Below are 19646 nucleotides of genomic sequence, written 5' to 3'. Positions count from 1 at the left end.
AAAACAGAGGCGGGTCGCCTCTGTTGTAATCAGTCCAGGCTTCAGTTACTTACCACTTTTAACTTTAGTCCATGCTCGCGTACGCACACGATCGAGTTTGGGATCCTGTACTTTCAGCACAAATAATTTAGCCATCGTTTCCGGCGTTGGGTAAATGCCCGGATTGTTACGAATATCCTCATTCACTAAAGGTACCGAGGCTTTGTTGCCGCTGGCGTAGAACACTTTATTCGAGATATTGGCCATCACCTGCGGCTCCAGCAGGTAGTTGAGGAACTGATAGGCCTCATCAAGATTTTTCGCGTCTTTTGGAATAGCCAGCATGTCGAAGAACGCCAGCGCGCCCTCTTTTGGAATGCTGTAGGCGATGTTCACGCCGTTTTTCGCCGCAATCGCGCGGTTCTTAGCCTGTAATACATCGCCAGCCCAGCCGATAGCCACGCAGGTATTGCCGTTGGCCAGATCGTTAATGTATTGCGAAGAGTGGAAATAACGAATGCTCGGACGCAGTTTGAGCAGCAGATCGGTCGCCGCGCCGGAGTAATCTTTTGCGTCGCTGCTGTTAGGATCTTTGCCCAAATAGTTAAGCACGGTAGCAAAGATTTCTTCAGGCGCGTCCAGGAAAGAGACGCCGCAGCTTTTCAGTTTTTCCAGGTTTTCTGGCTTCAGTACCAGATCCCAGCTGTTAACGGGCGCATCTTTGCCCAGCGCCGCTTTCACTTTATCAACGTTATAGCCGATGCCGGTGGTCGCCCACAGGTAAGGAATCGCATATTTGTTGCCGGGATCGTGCTGATCGACTTTTTTCAGCAGATCGGGATCGAGGTTTTTATAGTTTGGCAGCTTGCTTTTATCCAGCGGTTGAAACACGCCGGACTGCAGCTGGCGAGCCAGGAAGCTGGAAGATGGCACCACGATATCGTAGCCGGTGCTGCCCGCCATCAGCTTGCCTTCCAGCACTTCATTGGAGTCAAAAACGTCATAAATGACTTTGATACCGGTCTGCTTTTCAAAATCGGGAACGGTATTCGGTGCGATATAATCAGACCAGTTGTAGACGTGCAGCGTTTTGTCAGCCGCAAACGATCCGGCAGAAACCGCCATCACCACGCCAGCTACCATAGCTGACAACCATTTTTTACGCTGGTTGAACATATTTTCTATCCTCAAAAAAGATAATCACACCGAATACGGCCAGGCTGACGACGCGCTTCCTTAAAATAACGGATTAGGCATCGTACTGTTAAATAGAAAAAACCTATGCGACGCTGCATGATAAATACAGTTTCGCAAGGATAGTCCTGTAAGCAGGGCCAGGCCATAGCGGGATGCAAAAAACCCCATTTATCGATTTTTAGTCACGTTTACTCTTCATGCGAGCAACAAAGCGCCCGAAATGCCAGATAAAATTCGGGTTTTATGGCCTTATAGCAGCATAAAAGCGGGAGGAATAGCGGGAAAAAATGATGAAAATAGCGGCAAAAGGAAAAACAGAGAAGGCAGGGCCAGCTACAGGCCCTGAAACGCCGCGCGGTTTAATGCAGCATCGAGTGGGATGAGATTGTTTCGCTGCGGTCTTCTTCTTCGCCAGCAATCAGCAAATGGTTGGCGAAGGCCTCCATGACCACCATAGAGATCTGTTCTTCGCTTTGCTTCATAAAATGCACAAACTGGCCGTAGGTAAGCCCGGCCGTCACGCAGAACGACTGGCAAACAATCAGCTTGGGCAAATTATCATCCTGAATATCGACAAAAGCTTTCACGGTCAGCGAGCTGGCGTTGATCTGGGAAAGATCGCCCACCAGCGGGATCAGCGCCGTTGGCTTTACTTCTGCCAGCGCTGAAAACAAAATGACATTGTCTACCAGATCCAGTTTGGCATCGAACACCCCGTCGAAATTTTGCATATGCGGCAGGTGAAGCGCCTGGCAGGAGTCACACTCAAACCAGGTGATGCTTTGCTGATCCAGCCAACGTCGCAGAAGATCGATATCGGGAACGACGAGTGAATCCATGTAGTTGGTCTCTTACTGCCTTAAAATTGCGCCCTAGCTTACGTAAAAATGCTTTTAAACACCACGGCTGTGAGATAAATATCGCCTCAACCACCGGTTTTCAGACAGAAACCTGGACGCGCCTGCTGCTCCAGCCAGACGATCATCAGCCTGGCGATGTCGCAACCCGTGGCCTTTTCAATACCTTCCAGACCCGGCGAAGCATTAACCTCCATAACCAGCGGCCCGCGCTCTGCACGTAAAATATCTACGCCCGCGACGTCTAATCCCAACGTTGCCGCCGCGCGAATGGCGATTTCCCGTTCGCTGTCGGTAATTTGTACCTTATACGCCTTGCCGCCACGATGCAGGTTTGAGCGGAAATCGCCTTCCCTGGCGTGCCGCTCAATGGCGCCGACGACTTTACCGCCAATCACCAGGCAGCGGATATCTCTGCCCTGCGCTTCTTTAATAAACTCCTGCACCAGAATGTGGGCGTTCAGGCCGCGAAACGCATCAATCACGCTTTCTGCCGCCTGTCGCGTCTCCGCCAGCACCACGCCGATGCCCTGCGTACCTTCGACCAGCTTTACCACCAGCGGCGCGCCGCCCACCATTTTAATTAAATCGCTGGTATCGTCGGGTGAATGAGCGAATCCGGTAATGGGCATCGCTATGCCTTCACGAGCCAGCAGCTGCAGCGAGCGCAGCTTATCGCGGGCGCGAGTGATGGCGACAGATTCGTTCAGCGGGTAGCTGCCGCACACTTCAAACTGGCGTAGTACTGCCGTCCCGTAAAAAGTAATGGCCGGTCCAATACGCGGGATTACCGCATCATAGTGCTCCAGCTGCCTGCCGCGATAATGAATAGCCGACGAGCCCGGATTGATATTCATATAGCAAGAAAGCGGATCGATAACCTCAACGCAGTGGCCGCGCGCACGCGCCGCAGCCAACAGCCGCTTGCAGGAGTAAAGCGAGCTGTCCCGGGAAAGTATCGCTATTTTCACCCGATATCTCCGAAAGGATGCTTAACGCGTGGCCCAGCCCTGCTTGTGCAGATAGTCCAGCATAAATGGACGGCTTTCTTTGATGATGGTTTTCTGGATATGTTCACTCCAGCTCTCCTGCCGCGCGTTGCTGTTACGGGTCAGATAATATTCCTCATGCTGTTTGTCATAGGCAGCCAGTACATCCGGTGCAATCGGCTGGTAACGGTTTTCATGCACCAGCATCGCAGCGGGCATCCGCGGCTTAAGCTGAGGCGTTTGCGCCGGCCAGCCCAGGCACATCCCAAACAGCGGCAGAACAAATTTAGGCAGGCCAAGCAGTTCGGTGACTTCCTCAATACCGTTACGTATACCGCCAATATAGACGCCACCCAGTCCGAGCGATTCTGCGGCAATCATCGCGTTTTGCGCCATCAGTGAGGTATCAACGCAGCCCAGCAGCAGCTGTTCTGCCAGGCTCAGCTGCGCCTCAGGGCAAATTTGCAGATGGCGATTGAAATCCGCGCAAAACACCCAAAACTCGGCGGCCTGGCTCACATACTTCTGCCCACCGCTCAGCTCGGCCAGCTTCGCACGTGTTGCTTTGTCGGTGACGCGAATAATAGAAGAACATTGTAAAAAGCTGGAGCTGGAAGCCGACTGCGCAGCGGCGATAATTGCTTCGCGCTCGGCATCGCCGACGGGCTGGTCAGTAAAGGTTCGAATAGATCGGTGCGAGCAAAGTAGCTCAATGGTCGGCGTCATGCTTCTCTCCTGGTAAGGGTTTATGGCCCGAATGAAACAACTCTGGCACCATCGCTTTTGCCGTACGCCACATTATCACTACGGCGGCTGGCAGCATCAGCAGGACGCCGACGAGTAATACTATCGTGGCGGCGCCAGGGCCAGAAAAAGATGCGGGCAAGGGTAGCATCTGATGAAGCACGAAGTAAGAGAGCAACAGCATTATTCCTCCCAGCGCTTCCATCAGCACTACCGCTCTGGGCATCCGGCTCAATGTAAAGTTGCGCATACCGCTTCCTTTGTTAAAGGACGATGACGCTTAAGCGTATCCGTTTTGTTATATATAGATGAAACGAATCGAACTGACAGGCAAATCCTTCTTTCTTTCAACAAAAGAAGTGGGCATCATAGACGCCATTACATGATAAATTGTGATGTACATCACATAAAATCCGGCCTTTGAGGAGAAACCTATGTTTGCTGTAATTTTTGGACGTCCTGGCTGTCCTTATTGTGTCCGCGCTAAAGAACTGGCTGAAAAGCTGACCGAAGAGCGTGAAGATTTTAACTTCCGCTATGTGGATATTCACGCTGAAGGCATCACCAAAGCGGATCTGGAAAAAACCGTAGGCAAGCCTGTTGAAACCGTGCCGCAGATTTTCCTCGACCAGACCCACATTGGCGGCTGCACCGATTTTGAAGCCTATGCAAAAGAAAACCTGGGCCTGTTCCAGTAAGTCTGTTTGCAACACACTGTTTGTTGCATAAAAAAGAGGGCCTGTTGGCCCTCTTTTTTTATGCTCTGACCACATGCCAGCTCTTATCGCATTGCCCGTCTTAAGCAGGCTAATGCCGGAACAGCATCAGCTATGCATATGCTACAACGGCAGCAGCTATACGTACGCCACAACGGCATCAGCTATGTGTATGCTACAACGGCATTAGCTATGTGTACGCCACAACGCCATCAGCTATGCGTACGCCACAACGGTATCAGCTATGTGTACGCCACAACGCCATCAGCTATGTGTACGCCACAAAGGCATCAGCTATACGTACGCCACAACGGCATCAGCTATGCGTATGCCACAACGGCATTAAATAAGCTTGTGCCGGAACAGCATCAGGTATGCTCGTGCCAGAACAGCGTTCGACAAAGCATGACGCCCAGCGCACCTGAACCACACCAGAATACAGCGCTGGTATCAAACGCCAGCTCCTGTAAAAAGCAGCAGTGGTGCAGCGAAAAGTAATGCAAAATGCCGAAACAAAACAGCGCGCCTGGTATAGCGCCGAACAACGCCACCGTAAGCGGATGATCTTTCGTCGTCAGCGCGGCGATAGCACCCGGTAGCGTGAACATCAGCAGGCCTGGCTGCGCTTTTGCCCATGGCGAGCCGTTAATCACCATGCCATAACGTACGGCTAAAAATACAATGCTGTAGAGAACAAAACTAAGCGCTACGCTTGTCCAGGACATACCCTTAAACATAATAGGATCTTCTCTCGGTAATTGATGTGATCACCTGGCCTGATGAACTCCGACCGATCTTCCCCGTTATCGATTAACAAAAAGCCGTATTTGCGACGGCTTTTACTGGCTGAAAAAGCGTGAAGCGATTAAAATGACGACCGTTTTATCTGGTCCTGGCTGTAATTCGCGGATAATCCTGAATGTTGCCGCTGCTCTGCTGGCAGTGCCATAAATTTAGCGCAAAAAATCCTTTAATTCAACACGTTACTCGTAAACAAGAAGTTAAACCGTGAATATAAACGTCGCAGATTTGTTAAGTGGAAATGACATTCTGTTATTATTTGTCGTATTAGCGCTGGGGCTATGCCTGGGCAAATTACGCCTGGGTTCTGTTCAACTGGGTAATTCCATTGGTGTTTTGGTAGTTTCATTACTGCTTGGCCAACAGCATTTCAATATTAATCCCAACGCGCTTAATCTTGGCTTTATGTTATTTATTTTTTGCGTCGGCGTGGAAGCCGGGCCTAATTTCTTCTCCATATTCTTTCGCGACGGTAAAAATTATCTGATGCTGGCGCTGGTGATGGTGCTGAGCGCCATGCTTATCGCGCTGGGTTTAGGCAAGCTCCTTGGCTGGGATATCGGCCTGACGGCGGGCATGCTGGCTGGCTCAATGACCTCTACGCCGGTTCTGGTTGGCGCAGGCGATACGTTACGGCACAGCTTGTCGGATGCCGCAACGTTAAGACAGGCCCAAAATAACCTTAGCCTCGGCTACGCGTTAACTTACCTGATTGGTCTGGTCAGCCTGATTTTCGGCGCGCGCTATTTGCCTAAGTTACAGCATCAGGATCTGCCTACCAGCGCTCAGCAAATTGCCCGCGAGCGCGGGCTGGATGCGGAGCAGCGCAAAGTCTACCTGCCGGTTATTCGTGCTTACCGCGTCGGGCCTGAGCTGGTCGCCTGGATCGACGGCAAAAATCTCCGCGAGCTGGGTATCTATCGCCAGACCGGCTGCTATATAGAACGCATTCGCCGCAACGGGATTCTGGCAAACCCGGATGGCGACGCGGTTTTACAACAGGGCGATGAAATTGCCCTCGTCGGCTACCCGGACGCTCACTCTCGTCTCGATCCCAGCTTCCGTAACGGAAAAGAAGTTTTCGATCGCGATCTGCTGGATATGCGCATTATCACCGAAGAGATCGTGGTGAAAAACAACAATGCGGTAAATAAGCGCCTCAGCCAGCTGAAGCTAACGGACCACGGCTGTTTTCTGAATCGGGTTATCCGTAGCCAGATTGAGATGCCAATTGATGACAACATCATTCTGAATAAAGGTGATGTTTTACAGATCAGCGGCGACGCCCGACGCGTTAAATCCGTCGCCGATCGCATCGGTTTTATCTCCATTCATAGCCAGGTTAGCGATCTGCTGGCGTTTTGCGCCTTCTTTATTATCGGCCTGATGGTCGGCATGATCACTTTCCAGTTCAGTCGCTTTAGCGTCAGTATCGGTAATGCCGCCGGGCTATTATTTTCCGGCATTATGCTGGGCTTTTTACGCGCCAACCATCCAACCTTTGGCTATATTCCACAGGGCGCTTTAACCATGGTTAAAGAGTTTGGCCTGATGGTGTTTATGGCAGGCGTCGGTTTAAGCGCGGGCAGCGGCCTGTCGCATAATATGGGCGATACCGGTCTGCTGATGTTGGCAGCCGGGCTGGTGGTGAGCCTGCTGCCGGTGATCATCAGCTTTATTTTTGGCGCCTGGGTATTAAAAATGAACCGTGCGCTGCTTTTCGGCGCCATCATGGGCGCCCGAACCTGCGCACCGGCCATGGAAATTATCAGCGACACGGCCCGCAGTAATATTCCCGCGCTGGGTTATGCCGGAACCTATGCCATCGCTAACGTTTTGCTGACCTTAGCCGGTACATTTATCGTGCTGATCTGGCCTGTTTTAGGTGGGTAAAATAATTTGTGATTTCAGGCGAACTTTTATATCGGGCTGAAGTCTTAATTAATGCCACTGCTTTTCTTTGAAATCCCCAGATTGTGGAGCCCGTTAATCCTGTGATTGACGGGTTTTTTTCTTTCTGCACGGTTAAAATCCTCTGTCATCAATTCTTAACAAAGCCACAACCACCTGCCTGATTAAGAACGAGACTATTTATCTTTCGCCTGACCGCTTCTACTCTATCCGGCTGATATCTATGGGGCGTTTATAAAACAGGCAGGCTACCTGCCCCCGCCAGCCACTATGACGTTCTTTATTTGCTGATGCCGGACTGGCTTAGCGGTTTTCATTTTCAGATACGCCGCGTATCTGCTGAACATGACGAGGAAAAAACATGCTGGAAGAGCTGAACCGGACGCTGTTTCTCTGGATTAACGCTACCCCTGATACACCGTCCTGGCTGATTTCGCTGGCAACCTTAGTCGCTCGTGATTTAATTGCCGTCGTGCCCGTGCTGATTGTCGCATTGTGGTTATGGGGACAGAAAAACCAGCTCCATTCACAACGTAAACTGGTCTTAAAAACAGCCATGGCGCTTGCAGTGGCGCTGATTACCTCCTGGCTGATTGGGCGGGCCTGGCCACATCCGCGGCCTTTTGTAGTAGGTATTGGCCATCAGTTCATGGCGCATGACGCAACCGAATCCTACCCCAGTAATCACGGCACCATTATTTTTACCTTTGCTATCGCCTTTCTTTGCTGGCATCGCGTCTGGTCGGGCGTGTTGCTACTGGTCGCCGGACTGCTGATTGCCTGGTCGCGCGTTTTCCTTGGCGTGCACTGGCCGATGGATATGTTAGGCGGCTTACTGCTGGGTATGCTCTCTTGCTTGTGCGCACAGATTGCGTGGCAATTTTGTGGACGACGCTTATTGCAGAATATTTCCTCAATCTATCGCTTTCTGTTCGCCTTTCCTATTCGTAAGGGTTGGATACGTGAATAATATTCCTGATATTGAGGACAATAAGCGCTTTGTCGCTGGCGTTTAAACCAACATTACCTTATTGCGCAACGGTACAGAATAATAAAGACTTTTTATTCTTCCGTTGCGCAACTGAACAAAACCAATACGCCGATATACGCAACCTATTGATTTAAAATCATTTTAAATTTAACACCTCTCTTCCTGAACATTATTTAACCAAACGATAAACACCAAAATATGGTTCTTTGAACTGCCATAAGCGGTCTCTTATAGAACATCTCTCTGCCATTAAAACCAGCTTCAGCTTAACACTCTAAAAAATCACATCTGAATATTGTGAGATGATTATCAACCGCAGCATTTTCCCCTTCCTTCTTGCGTTCCAAATGGTAGAGTGTCGCTCGCCTCAGCCAGAGTAGTTAATTAAACAACGTCCGACAGAAAAGCAGATGTTTGCTTTTGCGTTTTTTAATTCACTATTTTTAACCGGGAGATCGTCAATGGAATCAACTAAAACAGCCGGGGTAGCGACCAGTACGCTCTCAGACTGGCGTAAAAGCGACACCATGTGGATGCTGGGCCTGTACGGCACGGCAATCGGCGCTGGCGTACTGTTTCTGCCCATCAACGCCGGGATTGGCGGGCTTATCCCGCTGGTTATCATGGCGCTGCTGGCTTTTCCAATGACGTTCTTCGCCCATCGCGGCCTGTGTCGCTTTGTCCTTTCCGGCCGCGGCGATAAAGATATTACCGGCGTAGTAGAAGAGCATTTCGGTACGGGCGCCGGTAGTCTGCTTACGCTGCTCTACTTTTTTGCCATCTACCCTATTCTGCTGGTCTACAGCGTGGCCATTACCAATACGGTTGAAAGCTTTGTCACCCATCAGCTGCACCTGAACGCGCCGCCAAGAGCGCTGCTGTCGCTGATTCTGATCCTTGGCTTAATGACCATCGTCCGTTTTGGCAAAGAGCTTATCGTTAAAACCATGAGCGTGCTGGTTTATCCCTTTGTCATCGTATTGATGGCGCTGGCGCTTTTTTTGATTCCGCACTGGAACAGCGCTCTGTTCCATCACGTTAGCGTTAGCAGCGGCAAAGGCTTGTGGATGACGCTGTGGCTGGCGATCCCCGTTATGGTCTTCTCGTTCAACCACTCGCCGATTATCTCCGCGTTTGCAGTTGCAAAACGTCAGGAATATGGTGAGGGTGCCGAAGAGAAATGTTCACGCATTCTGGCCCGCAGCCATTTAATGATGGTGATTACGGTGATGTTTTTTGTGTTCAGCTGCGTGCTGAGCCTGTCGCCGGAAAACCTGGCGGAAGCGAAAGAGCAAAACATCTCTATTCTCTCCTATCTTGCTAACCATTTTGACACGCCGCTGATGGCCTGGCTGGCTCCGGTGATTGCTATGGTTGCCATTACCAAATCTTTCCTGGGCCACTATCTTGGCGCACGGGAAGGATTTAACGGCCTGATAGTGAAATTTATGGGTAAGAACAAGGCCCCGGCGGAGCATAAACTTAACCGGATAACAGCGGTATTTATGTTTTTCACCACCTGGTTTGTGGCCACAAAGAATCCAAGCATCCTGGGGCTGATTGAAACGCTGGGCGGGCCGGTTATTGCCGTGCTGCTGTTTTTGATGCCGATGTATGCCATCAATAAAGTGCCGGCTATGCGTCAGTACAGCGGTAAAATCAGTAACGTATTTGTTGTGCTGCTGGGCCTGATCGCTATTTCCGCTATCGCTTACGACCTGGTATAAATCGTTCTGTTCAGGGTTAGCCTGCGCTGGCCCTGAACGTTTTCATCTCTTTCAGCCATCTGCCTCAGGCCCTCAGGAAAACCACTTACTGAACCAGCCGTTCAGCTTCATCAATATAAAATCTCCGATTCGACTGAAAAAACCGCCCTCTTTTACTTCATCCATTACCACCAGCGGCCGCTGCTCAATAGTCTTGCCGTTGAGCTGAAAATCGATCGTACCCACAGCCTGATTTTTGGCCAGCGGCGCGGTAAGCTGCGGCTCATTTAATACAAAACTTGCCTTGAGATTTTTTAGTTCGCCTTTAGGCAACGTTAAGGCTGCGTCTTTCGCGACGCCCAGATTGACCTCTTTACGATCGCCATACCAGACGCGCTGGGTAGCAAAAGGCTTATCGGCCTTAATGGGCGTCACGGTTTCATAAAAGCGGAAGCCCCAGGTCAGCAGCTTTTCACTTTCCCGAAAGCGAATGGCGTCCGTTGCCGCGCCCAGTACTACCGAGATTAAACGCTGATCCCCCTCCGTTGCCGAAGCAACGAGGTTGTTGCCCGCACCGGCCGTGTGGCCGGTTTTGATGCCGTCTACGTTCAGATTGGTGCTCCATAACAGACGGTTGCGGTTATGCTGTTTGATGCGGTTGAAGGTGAACTCTTTCTCCTTGTGCAGCGCATATTCTGCGGGTACATCGCGAATTAATGCCTGGCCAAGCAGCGCCATATCGCGTGCGGTACTGTACTGACCGTCGGAATCCAGTCCGTGCACGGTTTTAAAATGGGTGTTGTTCAGGCCCAGCGCCCTGACGTAGCCGTTCATTAACCCGACAAAAGAGTCCTGACTGCCAGCAACATAATCGGCCAGGGCAATGCTGGCATCGTTACCTGACTGGATAACAATACCTTTGTTCAGTTCGGATACGGGAATACGGTCGCCGGGTTTCAGGAACATTAGCGATGATCCTTTCAGCAGCGGATTGCCCGTAGCCCAGGCATCTTTGCCGACGGTGACCAAATCGTCATCATGAATTTTTCCCGCTTTTATCGCCTGACCGATGACATAGCTGGCCATGATTTTCGTCAGGCTGGCCGGATCGTGACGGCTGTCGGCATTAAATTCGGTCAGCACTTTTCCGCTGTGATAATCCATCAGTATCCAGGCTTTGGCCTCAATCTGCGGCGGCGCGGGCGGCTCTGCTGCCTGGCTGTAGGGGAGTGATACCAGGCAGAGGACGGGAAGCATGACGGTGCCGATAACGGCAGAAAAGCGCGAATTATTCATGGCGGGAACAGGATATCCTTATGAAAGATAAAAAATTTATCTCGGCGGCTGACGGATCGTCCACTACGCTAACTTTTCTGGCGGGCAAAGAGAACCGACTTCCCGTAAAGTTTTTTCTACTTTATTAGAGAATCTTCAAGGGCGGTCACCAGGTCTAATTCTGATTTTTATCCGTCGTGCTAAGCTGGTCACAAAACTCCGCTAATCTGAATAAAATTGCTTAGGGGGGTTGCCGTGATGGACTTAGCTCTGTTCGATCTTGATGAAACGCTTATCTGTGATAACAGCACCAGCCTGTGGCTACGCTGGTTGGTTTCGCAGGGATTTGCTCCCGCCTCGATGATTGAGCAAGAGCAGGCGTTAACGACGCAGTACGACCAGGGTGCCCTGTCGATAAATGACTATATGAATACGCTTCTTGCGCCGCTGGCAGGAATGGGCACGCTCACCGTTTCCGGTTGGGTAAGGCGTTTTATTCAACGCGACATTCTGCCCAGGGTCTATCCTTCCGCGCGTGAAAAAATAGCCTGGCACCAGCAGCGCGGCGATACGGTGATGATTGTCTCCGGAAGTGGTGAACATCTGGTTGTGCCTATTGCGCAACACCTCGGCGCTCACGGCGCATGTGCCACCGGTGTAGAAATTATTGACGATCGTTATAGCGGCCGGCACTACGGCAGCATGACCTGGCAGCAGGAAGGCCCCGCTACGGATGGCTGGCTAACTGTTAAGGCCAGATGCCATCGTACCTGGGCCTACAGTGATTCTATTAGTGATTTATCAATGCTGGAACAGGCCGATCACGCCTGCGTTATTAATCCGGCAGAATCACTACATCAGCTGGCGCAGCAGCGCGGCTGGGAAGTTTGTCGCTGGGTAAAATAATTTTTGCGGGTCGTTAACGCGGCCCGCAGGTCTTACTTTAACGCCCCTATCCTGAGCAATTTGCCGTTTGTTTCATCCGTCAACACATACAGATAGCCGTCTGGCCCAACTCTGACATCCCTGATGCGCTCACCACGGTTTGCCAATAGTCGCGCTTTCTCTTCGGGCCGTTCACCCTCTGCCTGTAGCCGGATCAGGCTCTTTTCCTTGAGCGCGCCGATAAACAGCGAACCTTTCCACCGGGGAAAACGCGAGCTGTCATAGAAAGCCATGCCGCTAATGGCTGGCGAAACTTTCCAGTAAAACACGGGCTGTACGGTACCGGGCACCTTTCCGCCTTTGGAGCCGGGTACCTTTTCGCCGCTATAATCGATGCCCCAGGTAGCCAGCGGCCAGCCATAGTTCTGGCCTTTACGCGGAATATTAATCTCATCACCCCCGCGTGGGCCATGCTCGCTTTCCCAGAGTTGCCGGGTCCAGGGATTCAACGCCAGCCCCTGCGGATTGCGCATGCCGTAGCTCCAGATTTCAGCGCGAGCATGCTGCCGAGCGACAAAGGGATTATCCTCCGGCACGCTGCCGTCGCTTTTGAGGCGCACGATTTTACCGGCCAGCTGTTGCAAATTTTGCGCGCTGTCGGCCTGAAAATTATCGCCAAAGCTGGCATACAGATAACCTTTATCGTCAAAAGCCAGCCTCGAACCAAGGTTAGCCCCGCTGGAAAGCTTCGGTTCCTGCCGCAACACAACCTTAAAATTTTGTAGCTGCGTGTTCTCTCTGTTTAATACTCCGTACCCCACCACTGCGCCTGCATGACCACGACTATCCGCTTCGGTGTAGCTGAGCCAGACGCGGCGACTCTGCACGAAGTCCGGAGCCAGCGCGATATCCAGCAGGCCCCCCTGCCCGTGCGCCCAAACCTGCGGTGTGCCGCTAAGGGGCGCAGAAAGCCCCTTCCCTTGTTGCCAGAGGCGAAGCTGGCCGGAGCGCTCGGTAATTAATATTCCCTGGCTATCCGGCAAAAAAGCAATGGCCCAGGGATGGTTCAGATTTGTTTGCAGTTCAGTAACGGTAACCTCTTCAGCCTGGGCGTTACCGAGCGTAAAAAGCGTTATTGCCAGCAAACACGTTTGCAGCAGTCGGCACATGTTTTTCTCCTGAAGGATGAGCTGCATTAAATCTAGCGGAGCCGCGCTGCGAGGGCGTCATCTTTACAAAAACGCAAAATGCGTAATGGAATCAGCTTACTGGATCGGCCAAAAAAAGTACTGGATATTTAAACAGCGTATTGTATAATATTTCTACTGCCCGCTCGGGTGTCTCCTGGAAAGCTTAGGGTGAAACCTATGATGATTTCGACAGAAAACCTCAATACGCTAAATAATCCGGTCTCGATGAGCAGCCGTGAAATTGCCAGACTGGTCGGCCTTGCGCACGGCGAAGTGAAACGTATGATCAAGACGCTGGAAACGACGCAGCGTCTGTCGCAGCCATTGACGGTGAACCTATACGAACGCGAAGGTGAGATGCGTCAGGAATACTGCCTGAACAAGCGCGACTCGCTGCTGGCGGTGGCTCGCCTTGCACCTGCGTTCATTGCTCAGGCGCTGGATATCTGGCAGGAGCGCGAGAAAACCACCCGTCTGCCGGACTTCACTAACCCGGCAGCGGCCGCACGCGCCTGGGCAGAACAGTTTGAACAGCGTCAGGCTGCCGAACAACAGCTGGCACTGTTCGCCCCAAAGGCGGAATTCTTTGACCGTTTTGTACAGGTGGAAGATTCGCTCGGTTTTCGTCAGCTCTGCAAGATGCTAAAGGTAAAAGAACCCGATTTCCGCCAGTTCCTGTTTGAGCGCAATATTATGTATCGCGCTAACGGCGCGCTGATGCCGCAACAGCATCACGTGCAGGCAGGCTACTTTACGGTTCATACCAGCGTGGGCGAGAACCAGCACGCCTTTTCCCAGGCTCGCTTTACGACTAAAGGCGTGAAGTGGGTGACGAATTTATGGGCAAACCATCTGGCTACGCAAACCAAAGGCGCAGCGGCCTGATTGACCACCTTCTCCTGGCCCCTATAGCGAGCCTGCGATAAAAAGAGGCTCGCTGTATTGTGAACGTTATATTCCAAAGCTCCCTACCTTCCTGCCCGTAACTTAAGCTTGCAGATCCTTTTTGAATAATAAAAAACCTGTTAGTAATATGGGAGGGCGATAATTAAAACGATTTTATATAAGATCAAAACCTCATTATTAAATGGTCGCTCATGCCGCTAGCAGCAATGTAAAAACATCGATATAAGAAATATCTTACCTTAGAAAATACCTGGCAAGACAATATAAAGAAAAGACCTCACAACAACAGCGGAATTAATTTTATCTGTTTGATTTAAAATAACAATTTATGGTTTAGGCATGAATTCAACTACAAAAATCGCCCAGCTATAACCATTAAATCTATCTGGACATTAGCATAACACTCAAGGATAAAATAAGCCTTACCCCACCTGAAACTTACTCATTAAATAAAATTTTTCGCTTTCTCCTTTCATTTTCCGCAAAGTCATCCAGGCTTTATGGGGTAATTTATTTCAATAGCGTATCTGGAGGAGACTATGTTCCACCATTCATCGAAGTTGCAATATCCGGTAAAAGTCGACAAGCCCGATCCAGAATTTGCCATGCTGTTACAGCAGGCTATCGGCGGCGTAGAAGGTGAAATTCGCGTTGCTATGCAGTACTTTTTTCAGGCTATGGGAACACGTGGCGATCCACGTATCAAAGATTTGCTGATCTCTACCGCTACGGAAGAACTGGCACATATCGAAATGCTGGGCCATGCCGTCGCGCTTAACCTTGAAGGCGCACCGCTTTCTTACCAGGAAGAATCGGCAAAAGACCCGGTGGTTAACGCCATTCTCGGCGGAATGAACCCACGCCATATTCTCTCTTCTGGCCTGGCGGCTATGCCAGTCAACGCCAACGGTATGGCGTTTGATATGAGCCATATCTATGCTTCAGGCAACGTTGCAGCGGATATGCTGGCTAACGTCACCGCAGAAGCGACCGGCCGCGTTCTGGCTACTCGTTTATATAATCTGACCGAAGATAAAGGCATGAAGGATTTCCTTTCCTTCCTGATTGCTCGCGATACCATGCACCAGCAGCAGTGGCTGGCGGTCATCGAAGACATGGGCGGTATCAGCGCTTCTATGCCGATTCCGAACAGCTTTCCGCAGTCTGAGGAAGCGCAGGAACATTCTTACTACTGTCTGAATACTTCGCTGGATAAACCGCTGCCGAAAGGCCGCTGGAGTGAAGGTCCGGCCTATGATGGCGTCGGACAATTTACGGCAAAAGAAAAGCCGGATATTTTAGGTCAAGAGCCTATTCTTGGCCCGGCTAAGCCAGGTTCAGGTGCGCAAAAAGAGCAGATGATCGCGGGTGAAGCACCAAAGAAATAGGCCGTTCTGGCGTATAAAGTCACACCAGAATTTTGATGCCGCCTTTGCGCGGCATCAGGCTTTTACAGCCGGGCAAAGATCTTTTTTAGTCCGGCCAGCCCCCTTTCTGTAACCCGGTAGAACGGGCTGTACGAGGTGTCCCGTCACCCATATTTAGCCTGATGCGCCTTCTTCCGCTGCAAATAGTCTTCATCTGCGCGCAGCTTGTCCCAGTACGTTTTAAAAATCGCGGCCGATGCCGCTTTCTCTTCATTAACGTGATAAGGCAGCACCTGTCGCTCTTCGTCATACTTGCGTCCGCCCTTATGATTAGCGTAACGCCTTGCGCGGGTATAGCCCATCTGGATGAATTTCCTTGCCATATCCATGCCGACGAAATCATCCTTCGCGCGGTACTCTTCAAACAGCGCCATAATTTTTTTTGCGGAAGCCTCGGCAATGGCGGGCGTTTTGAAACGCCAGTGCGGCAAGATTTCACCTTTGTAAGGTTCCACCATCAGCACGCCCTGTTCGCCGCGCCCTACCTGGTATAGCTCCGGATGCTGGCGAAAATCGATAGTTTTAAAATCCTGCTGATAATCAAATTCCTTCACGGCCTGACCTCTGGAGAAAAGAATAAGTCTGGCACAGGAAATCAGAGCGCGCACAGCTGCCTTAGTTTTTCAGCCTGGGATCCAATGCGTCCCGCAGGCCGTCGCCCAGCAGGTTAAAGGCCAGTACCGTCAAAAATATTGCCAGGCTCGGAAAGAGAGCCACGTGCGGCGCCATCACCATATCGGCTCTGGCTTCATTCAGCATTGCGCCCCACTCCGGCGTCGGCGGCTGTGCGCCAAGCCCTAAAAATGAGAGGCTGGCCGCGGTAATAATTGACGTGCCGATACGCATGGTAAAGTAGACCACGATAGATGAAAGCGTACCCGGCAAAATATGGCGCAGTATGATGGTGGTATCGCTCGCGCCAATGCTGCGGGCGGACTCAATATAGGTCATTTGCTTAAGTACCAGCGTGTTGCCTCGTACCAGGCGGGCAAACGCGGGAATGCTGAAGATCGCGACGGCGATAACCACGTTAGCCATCCCGCTACCCATAATAGCGACAACGGCAATAGCCAGCAAAATGCCGGGAAAGGCGAACAGGACGTCGCTGATGCGCATAATAATGCGATCCCACCAGCCTTCATAATAGCCCGCCAGCAACCCTAACAGCGTGCCGATAGCCGCGCCAATCGCTACCGAAAAGAAGCCAGAGATCAGCGACAAACGCGTTCCCACTAGTACGCGGCTAAAAATGTCGCGGCCCAGCGAATCGACGCCGAACCAGTGCATCGCCGAAGGCCCTTCGGTCAGGCGATCGTAATCAAAATAGTTTTCTGCATCAAAAGGTGCCAGCCATGGCGCAAAAAAGGCCACCATAATCAGCAGCACCACGAAAAGTCCTGCCGTCAGCGCCACCGGCTGACGGCGAAACCGCCGCCAGAACTCCCGCCACGGTGTCCGCACGCGATGTTGATTTAATGCAGGCATCGCGGAAAGCGCCGCGCTACGTCGCCAGTTTTTCATCGCCTGTCCTTATTTGTAGCGAATGGCCGGGTTAATCGCCGCGTAAAGCATATCGACCACCAGGTTGATAAGAATAAACTCCAGTGAAAACAGCAGAACTTCCGCCTGTACCACCGGATAATCACGCATCTCTACTGAATCCACCAGCAGACGGCCCAGGCCAGGCCAGTTGAAAACCACTTCCACCACGATGGAGCCGCCCAGCAGAAAACCGAACTGTAGCCCCATCATGGTCACAACCGGGATCATGGCATTGCGCAGACCGTGTTTTACGACCACCAGCGTTTCACGCACGCCTTTTGCTCGCGCGGTTCGCATGTAATCTTCCTGCATGACCTCGACGAAAGAGGCACGGGTAAAGCGCGCCATGACCGCTGCAACGGCCGCGCCAAGCGTGATCGAAGGCAAAATATAGTTGCGCCAGCCGTCTGCGCCGATGGTCGGCAGCCAGCCCAGTTGAACCGAGAAAACCTGCATCAACAGCATCCCCAACGCGAAGGCGGGAAAAGAGATGCCGGAAACGGCCAGCGTCATGCCGATCCTGTCAGGCCAGCGGTTACGCCAGACGGCAGAAACAATACCGATGGTCATTCCCAGCAGCACCGACCACAGCATGCTGGCTAACGTTAACCAAAGCGTGGGCAAAAAGCGCTGGGCAATTTCGGTAGAAACCGGTCGCCGTGAAACCATCGACTGACCGAAATCACCCTGCACAGCGTGACTGATAAAGTGCCAGAACTGCTGAATTAGCGGCTGATCCAGACCCAGCTGCTGACGTACCAGCGCCACGACGGTTGCGTCCGCTTCCGGCCCGGCCACCAGCCTGGCCGGATCGCCCGGCAGCATATGCACAAACAGAAAAACCAGCACCGCAACAATTAGCAGCGTTGGGATCAGCCCCAGCAAACGTTTGATAAAATAGTTAAGCATACTTTTCCCTGCGCTTTTACAGCGGCGTCCCGGTTAAGACGCCGCCCGGGCAGTTACTTCAGATCGGCATCGTCAAAGCTGAACGAGGTGTCCGGCATGACATAAAATCCCGTCAGATTTTTCGTGTTGGCTGAAACCAGCTTCTCCACCACCAGCGGTGCCCATGGACGATCGTTCCAGATCCGGTCCTGCGCATCTTTGTACAGCGACGCTTTTTTCTGGTCGTCCGTGGTTTTCAGCGCCTCGGCCAGATCGTTATCAACCTGAGGGTTGCTGTAAAAAGCGGTATTAAAGATTGTTGGCGGCCATGACTGCGTAGCAAACAGCGGCGTCAGCGCCCAGTTGGCTTCGCCGGTTGACGCGCTCCAGCCGGTATAAAACATTCTTACGCCGCTCTCTTTCTGACCCTTGTCCTCCACCTGCGCGGCACGCTGTCCGGCATCCATGGCGGTAACGGTGGCTTTAATGCCCACCTGCGCCAGCTGCTGCTGGGTGAACTGCAACACTTTTTGCGCGGTGCTGTGGTTATGAGAAGACCATAGTGTTGTGGTGAAGCCGTTTGGATAGCCAGCTTCTTTCAGCAGTTCGCGCGCTTTGGCCGGGTTGTATTCCGGTGCCGGATAGCTTTGCGAATATTGAATGGAAGGCGGCACGATGCCGGTCGCTGGCGTGGCATAACCGGCAAAAGCAACTTTTACCAGCGCCTGACGGTTGATAGCGTAGTTGATCGCCTCACGTACTTTCGGGTTATCAAACGGTTTTTGCGTCACGTTAAAGCTGATATAGCGCTGCATGATCGAAGGCGAGGTGACCAGATCCAGCTTGCTGTTTTTCTCCAGCAGTTTGGCCTGCTCATAAGGGATTGGGAAAGCAAAGTTCGCCTCGCCGGTTTGCAGCATCGCCGCACGGGTATTGTTATCAACCACCGGACGCCAGGTAATGCTGTCCAGCTTCGGATAGCCCTTTTTCCAGTAGCCCGCAAATTTTTTCACCTTCACGAAATCGGTCTGGTTCCAGGTTTCCAGCTCGTAAGGGCCGGTGCCGACAGGATGAAAACCGATCTCTTTACCATATTTTTTCAGCGCGGTCGGCGAAATCATCGCTGCAGCCGGGCTGGCCAGCGTATTGATAAAGGCGGAAAACGGCTGTTTCAGCGTGATTTTAACGGTCAGCGGATCAACCACTTCCGTGGTCGCAACGGACTTAAACAGGTTATAGCGTTTCAGATGGTTATCCGGATTGCTGGCGCGGTCGAGATTCACTTTTACCGCTTCAGCATTAAAGTCGGTGCCGTCCTGGAACTTAACGCCGCTACGCAGTTTGATGGTGTAGGTCAGGCCATCTTTACTGGCGTCATAGCTTTCGGCCAGCACGTTAGTCAGCTTCATCTCTTTATCAAAGCCAAACAGCCCCTGATAGAAGGATTTTGCCACCGCCTGCGACAGCGTATCGTTGGCGTCGTAGGGGTCAAGCGTGGTGAAGTTTGAGCCAACGGCGATCACCGCATCTTTTGCGGCCCAGGCAGGAACCGCCGCCAGGCCGCTAAGGATGCCGGCCGCTAACAGCAGCTTGCGTTTGCTATCGATCATTATTTTTCTCCTGAGATTAAGTTATGCAGCAA

At 51.8% G+C, this 19646-nt stretch carries 19 protein-coding genes; 7 read left to right on the top strand and 12 right to left on the bottom strand.

Annotated elements, in window-relative coordinates; translation table 11 throughout:
- Nucleotides 1–45 precede the first annotated feature (45 nt).
- The 5 genes from potF to KUE00_RS13960 all read right to left on the bottom strand — a co-directional run bounded on the left by potF (nucleotide 46) and on the right by KUE00_RS13960 (nucleotide 4016).
- Entirely contained in the window at nucleotides 46–1155 is a 1110-nt protein-coding gene (potF, locus tag KUE00_RS13980) for a spermidine/putrescine ABC transporter substrate-binding protein PotF (protein ID WP_246760504.1), read from the bottom strand.
- A gap of 380 nt (nucleotides 1156–1535) precedes the next feature.
- A complete protein-coding gene (locus KUE00_RS13975; protein ID WP_246760503.1) occupies nucleotides 1536–2015 on the bottom strand; it encodes a YbjN domain-containing protein in 480 nt (159 codons plus the stop codon).
- An 86-nt stretch (nucleotides 2016–2101) separates the two neighbouring features.
- Nucleotides 2102–3004: a 30S ribosomal protein S6--L-glutamate ligase gene (gene rimK / locus KUE00_RS13970; RefSeq protein WP_246760502.1), complete on the bottom strand. Its 903-nt coding sequence runs from the start codon at nucleotides 3002–3004 to the stop codon at nucleotides 2102–2104.
- Nucleotides 3005–3025: 21 nt separating this feature from the next.
- Nucleotides 3026–3748, bottom strand: a complete 723-nt coding sequence (gene nfsA, locus KUE00_RS13965; RefSeq protein WP_246760501.1) for an oxygen-insensitive NADPH nitroreductase — start codon at nucleotides 3746–3748, stop codon at nucleotides 3026–3028.
- Nucleotides 3732–4016, bottom strand: a complete 285-nt coding sequence (locus tag KUE00_RS13960) for a DUF1418 family protein (RefSeq protein ID WP_246760500.1) — start codon at nucleotides 4014–4016, stop codon at nucleotides 3732–3734. Before KUE00_RS13960 ends, nfsA begins: the two co-directional genes overlap by 17 nt.
- Before the next feature lie 184 nt (nucleotides 4017–4200).
- Between KUE00_RS13960 and KUE00_RS13955 the strand changes: the two genes are divergently transcribed.
- On the top strand, nucleotides 4201–4464 hold the full coding sequence (locus KUE00_RS13955) for a GrxA family glutaredoxin (RefSeq protein ID WP_125288765.1): 264 nt from the start codon (nucleotides 4201–4203) through the stop codon (nucleotides 4462–4464).
- A gap of 386 nt (nucleotides 4465–4850) precedes the next feature.
- Here KUE00_RS13955 and ybjM read toward each other — a convergent pair whose 3' ends face one another.
- Complete coding sequence (gene ybjM / locus KUE00_RS13950; RefSeq protein ID WP_246760499.1) at nucleotides 4851–5219, bottom strand: inner membrane protein YbjM; 369 nt, start codon at nucleotides 5217–5219, stop codon at nucleotides 4851–4853.
- A gap of 271 nt (nucleotides 5220–5490) precedes the next feature.
- On the opposite strand from ybjM, the gene KUE00_RS13945 reads away from it, so the two are divergent.
- From KUE00_RS13945 to KUE00_RS13935, 3 genes are all read left to right on the top strand, one after another.
- On the top strand, nucleotides 5491–7176 hold the full coding sequence (locus tag KUE00_RS13945; protein ID WP_246760498.1) for an aspartate:alanine antiporter: 1686 nt from the start codon (nucleotides 5491–5493) through the stop codon (nucleotides 7174–7176).
- 382 nt (nucleotides 7177–7558) lie between these two features.
- A complete protein-coding gene (gene ybjG / locus KUE00_RS13940; protein WP_246760596.1) occupies nucleotides 7559–8164 on the top strand; it encodes an undecaprenyl-diphosphate phosphatase in 606 nt (201 codons plus the stop codon).
- A gap of 482 nt (nucleotides 8165–8646) precedes the next feature.
- Nucleotides 8647–9912, top strand: a complete 1266-nt coding sequence (locus tag KUE00_RS13935) for an HAAAP family serine/threonine permease (protein ID WP_246760497.1) — start codon at nucleotides 8647–8649, stop codon at nucleotides 9910–9912.
- Between the two features lie 72 nt (nucleotides 9913–9984).
- Here KUE00_RS13935 and KUE00_RS13930 read toward each other — a convergent pair whose 3' ends face one another.
- Nucleotides 9985–11148, bottom strand: coding sequence for a serine hydrolase (locus KUE00_RS13930; protein ID WP_425523586.1), 1164 nt, complete (start codon nucleotides 11146–11148; stop codon nucleotides 9985–9987).
- A 276-nt stretch (nucleotides 11149–11424) separates the two neighbouring features.
- Here KUE00_RS13930 and KUE00_RS13925 point away from each other — a divergent pair, with 276 nt between their 5' ends.
- Nucleotides 11425–12072, top strand: coding sequence for an HAD family hydrolase (locus tag KUE00_RS13925; protein ID WP_246760595.1), 648 nt, complete (start codon nucleotides 11425–11427; stop codon nucleotides 12070–12072).
- A 32-nt stretch (nucleotides 12073–12104) separates the two neighbouring features.
- Here KUE00_RS13925 and KUE00_RS13920 read toward each other — a convergent pair whose 3' ends face one another.
- Nucleotides 12105–13220 carry a PQQ-dependent sugar dehydrogenase gene (locus tag KUE00_RS13920; protein WP_246760495.1) on the bottom strand — a complete coding sequence of 372 codons (1116 nt, stop codon included), beginning with the start codon at nucleotides 13218–13220 and terminating at the stop codon, nucleotides 12105–12107.
- Between the two features lie 198 nt (nucleotides 13221–13418).
- Here KUE00_RS13920 and KUE00_RS13915 point away from each other — a divergent pair, with 198 nt between their 5' ends.
- Both KUE00_RS13915 and KUE00_RS13910 read left to right on the top strand, forming a co-directional pair.
- Complete coding sequence (locus KUE00_RS13915; RefSeq protein WP_246760494.1) at nucleotides 13419–14126, top strand: phage antirepressor KilAC domain-containing protein; 708 nt, start codon at nucleotides 13419–13421, stop codon at nucleotides 14124–14126.
- Nucleotides 14127–14686: 560 nt separating this feature from the next.
- Nucleotides 14687–15535, top strand: a complete 849-nt coding sequence (locus KUE00_RS13910; protein WP_246760493.1) for a manganese catalase family protein — start codon at nucleotides 14687–14689, stop codon at nucleotides 15533–15535.
- A gap of 143 nt (nucleotides 15536–15678) precedes the next feature.
- On the opposite strand, the gene KUE00_RS13905 is transcribed toward KUE00_RS13910, so the two are convergent.
- The 4 genes from KUE00_RS13905 to gsiB all read right to left on the bottom strand — a co-directional run bounded on the left by KUE00_RS13905 (nucleotide 15679) and on the right by gsiB (nucleotide 19614).
- On the bottom strand, nucleotides 15679–16128 hold the full coding sequence (locus tag KUE00_RS13905; RefSeq protein ID WP_246760492.1) for a DUF4385 domain-containing protein: 450 nt from the start codon (nucleotides 16126–16128) through the stop codon (nucleotides 15679–15681).
- 61 nt (nucleotides 16129–16189) lie between these two features.
- On the bottom strand, nucleotides 16190–17095 hold the full coding sequence (gsiD, locus tag KUE00_RS13900) for a glutathione ABC transporter permease GsiD (RefSeq protein ID WP_246760491.1): 906 nt from the start codon (nucleotides 17093–17095) through the stop codon (nucleotides 16190–16192).
- A gap of 9 nt (nucleotides 17096–17104) precedes the next feature.
- The gene (gsiC, locus tag KUE00_RS13895; RefSeq protein WP_246760490.1) at nucleotides 17105–18025 is read right to left on the bottom strand and encodes a glutathione ABC transporter permease GsiC; all 921 of its coding nucleotides are present in this window, start codon (nucleotides 18023–18025) and stop codon (nucleotides 17105–17107) included.
- A gap of 53 nt (nucleotides 18026–18078) precedes the next feature.
- Nucleotides 18079–19614, bottom strand: coding sequence for a glutathione ABC transporter substrate-binding protein GsiB (gene gsiB / locus KUE00_RS13890; protein WP_246760489.1), 1536 nt, complete (start codon nucleotides 19612–19614; stop codon nucleotides 18079–18081).
- Between the last annotated feature and the right edge of the window lie 32 nt (nucleotides 19615–19646).

Origin of the sequence: Erwinia phyllosphaerae (genome assembly GCF_019132875.1) — a bacterium.
Taxonomy (GTDB): Bacteria; Pseudomonadota; Gammaproteobacteria; order Enterobacterales; family Enterobacteriaceae; genus Erwinia; species Erwinia phyllosphaerae.
The sequence above is the reverse complement of the archived record's forward strand: the minus strand, read 5'-3'. Positions and strand labels throughout refer to the sequence as shown.

Coding starts and splice junctions, on each gene's coding strand:
- ybjM (WP_246760499.1), bottom strand. CDS start 5,219: ATGTTTAAGGGTATGTCCTGGACAAGCGTAGCGCTTAGTTTTGTTCTC.
- gsiB (WP_246760489.1), bottom strand. CDS start 19,614: ATGATCGATAGCAAACGCAAGCTGCTGTTAGCGGCCGGCATCCTTAGC.
- KUE00_RS13915 (WP_246760494.1), top strand. CDS start 13,419: ATGATGATTTCGACAGAAAACCTCAATACGCTAAATAATCCGGTCTCG.
- KUE00_RS13925 (WP_246760595.1), top strand. CDS start 11,425: ATGGACTTAGCTCTGTTCGATCTTGATGAAACGCTTATCTGTGATAAC.
- KUE00_RS13910 (WP_246760493.1), top strand. CDS start 14,687: ATGTTCCACCATTCATCGAAGTTGCAATATCCGGTAAAAGTCGACAAG.
- potF (WP_246760504.1), bottom strand. CDS start 1,155: ATGTTCAACCAGCGTAAAAAATGGTTGTCAGCTATGGTAGCTGGCGTG.
- KUE00_RS13955 (WP_125288765.1), top strand. CDS start 4,201: ATGTTTGCTGTAATTTTTGGACGTCCTGGCTGTCCTTATTGTGTCCGC.
- KUE00_RS13960 (WP_246760500.1), bottom strand. CDS start 4,016: ATGCGCAACTTTACATTGAGCCGGATGCCCAGAGCGGTAGTGCTGATG.
- KUE00_RS13930 (WP_425523586.1), bottom strand. CDS start 11,148: ATGCTTCCCGTCCTCTGCCTGGTATCACTCCCCTACAGCCAGGCAGCA.
- KUE00_RS13920 (WP_246760495.1), bottom strand. CDS start 13,220: ATGTGCCGACTGCTGCAAACGTGTTTGCTGGCAATAACGCTTTTTACG.
- KUE00_RS13975 (WP_246760503.1), bottom strand. CDS start 2,015: ATGGATTCACTCGTCGTTCCCGATATCGATCTTCTGCGACGTTGGCTG.
- gsiD (WP_246760491.1), bottom strand. CDS start 17,095: ATGAAAAACTGGCGACGTAGCGCGGCGCTTTCCGCGATGCCTGCATTA.
- nfsA (WP_246760501.1), bottom strand. CDS start 3,748: ATGACGCCGACCATTGAGCTACTTTGCTCGCACCGATCTATTCGAACC.
- gsiC (WP_246760490.1), bottom strand. CDS start 18,025: ATGCTTAACTATTTTATCAAACGTTTGCTGGGGCTGATCCCAACGCTG.
- KUE00_RS13935 (WP_246760497.1), top strand. CDS start 8,647: ATGGAATCAACTAAAACAGCCGGGGTAGCGACCAGTACGCTCTCAGAC.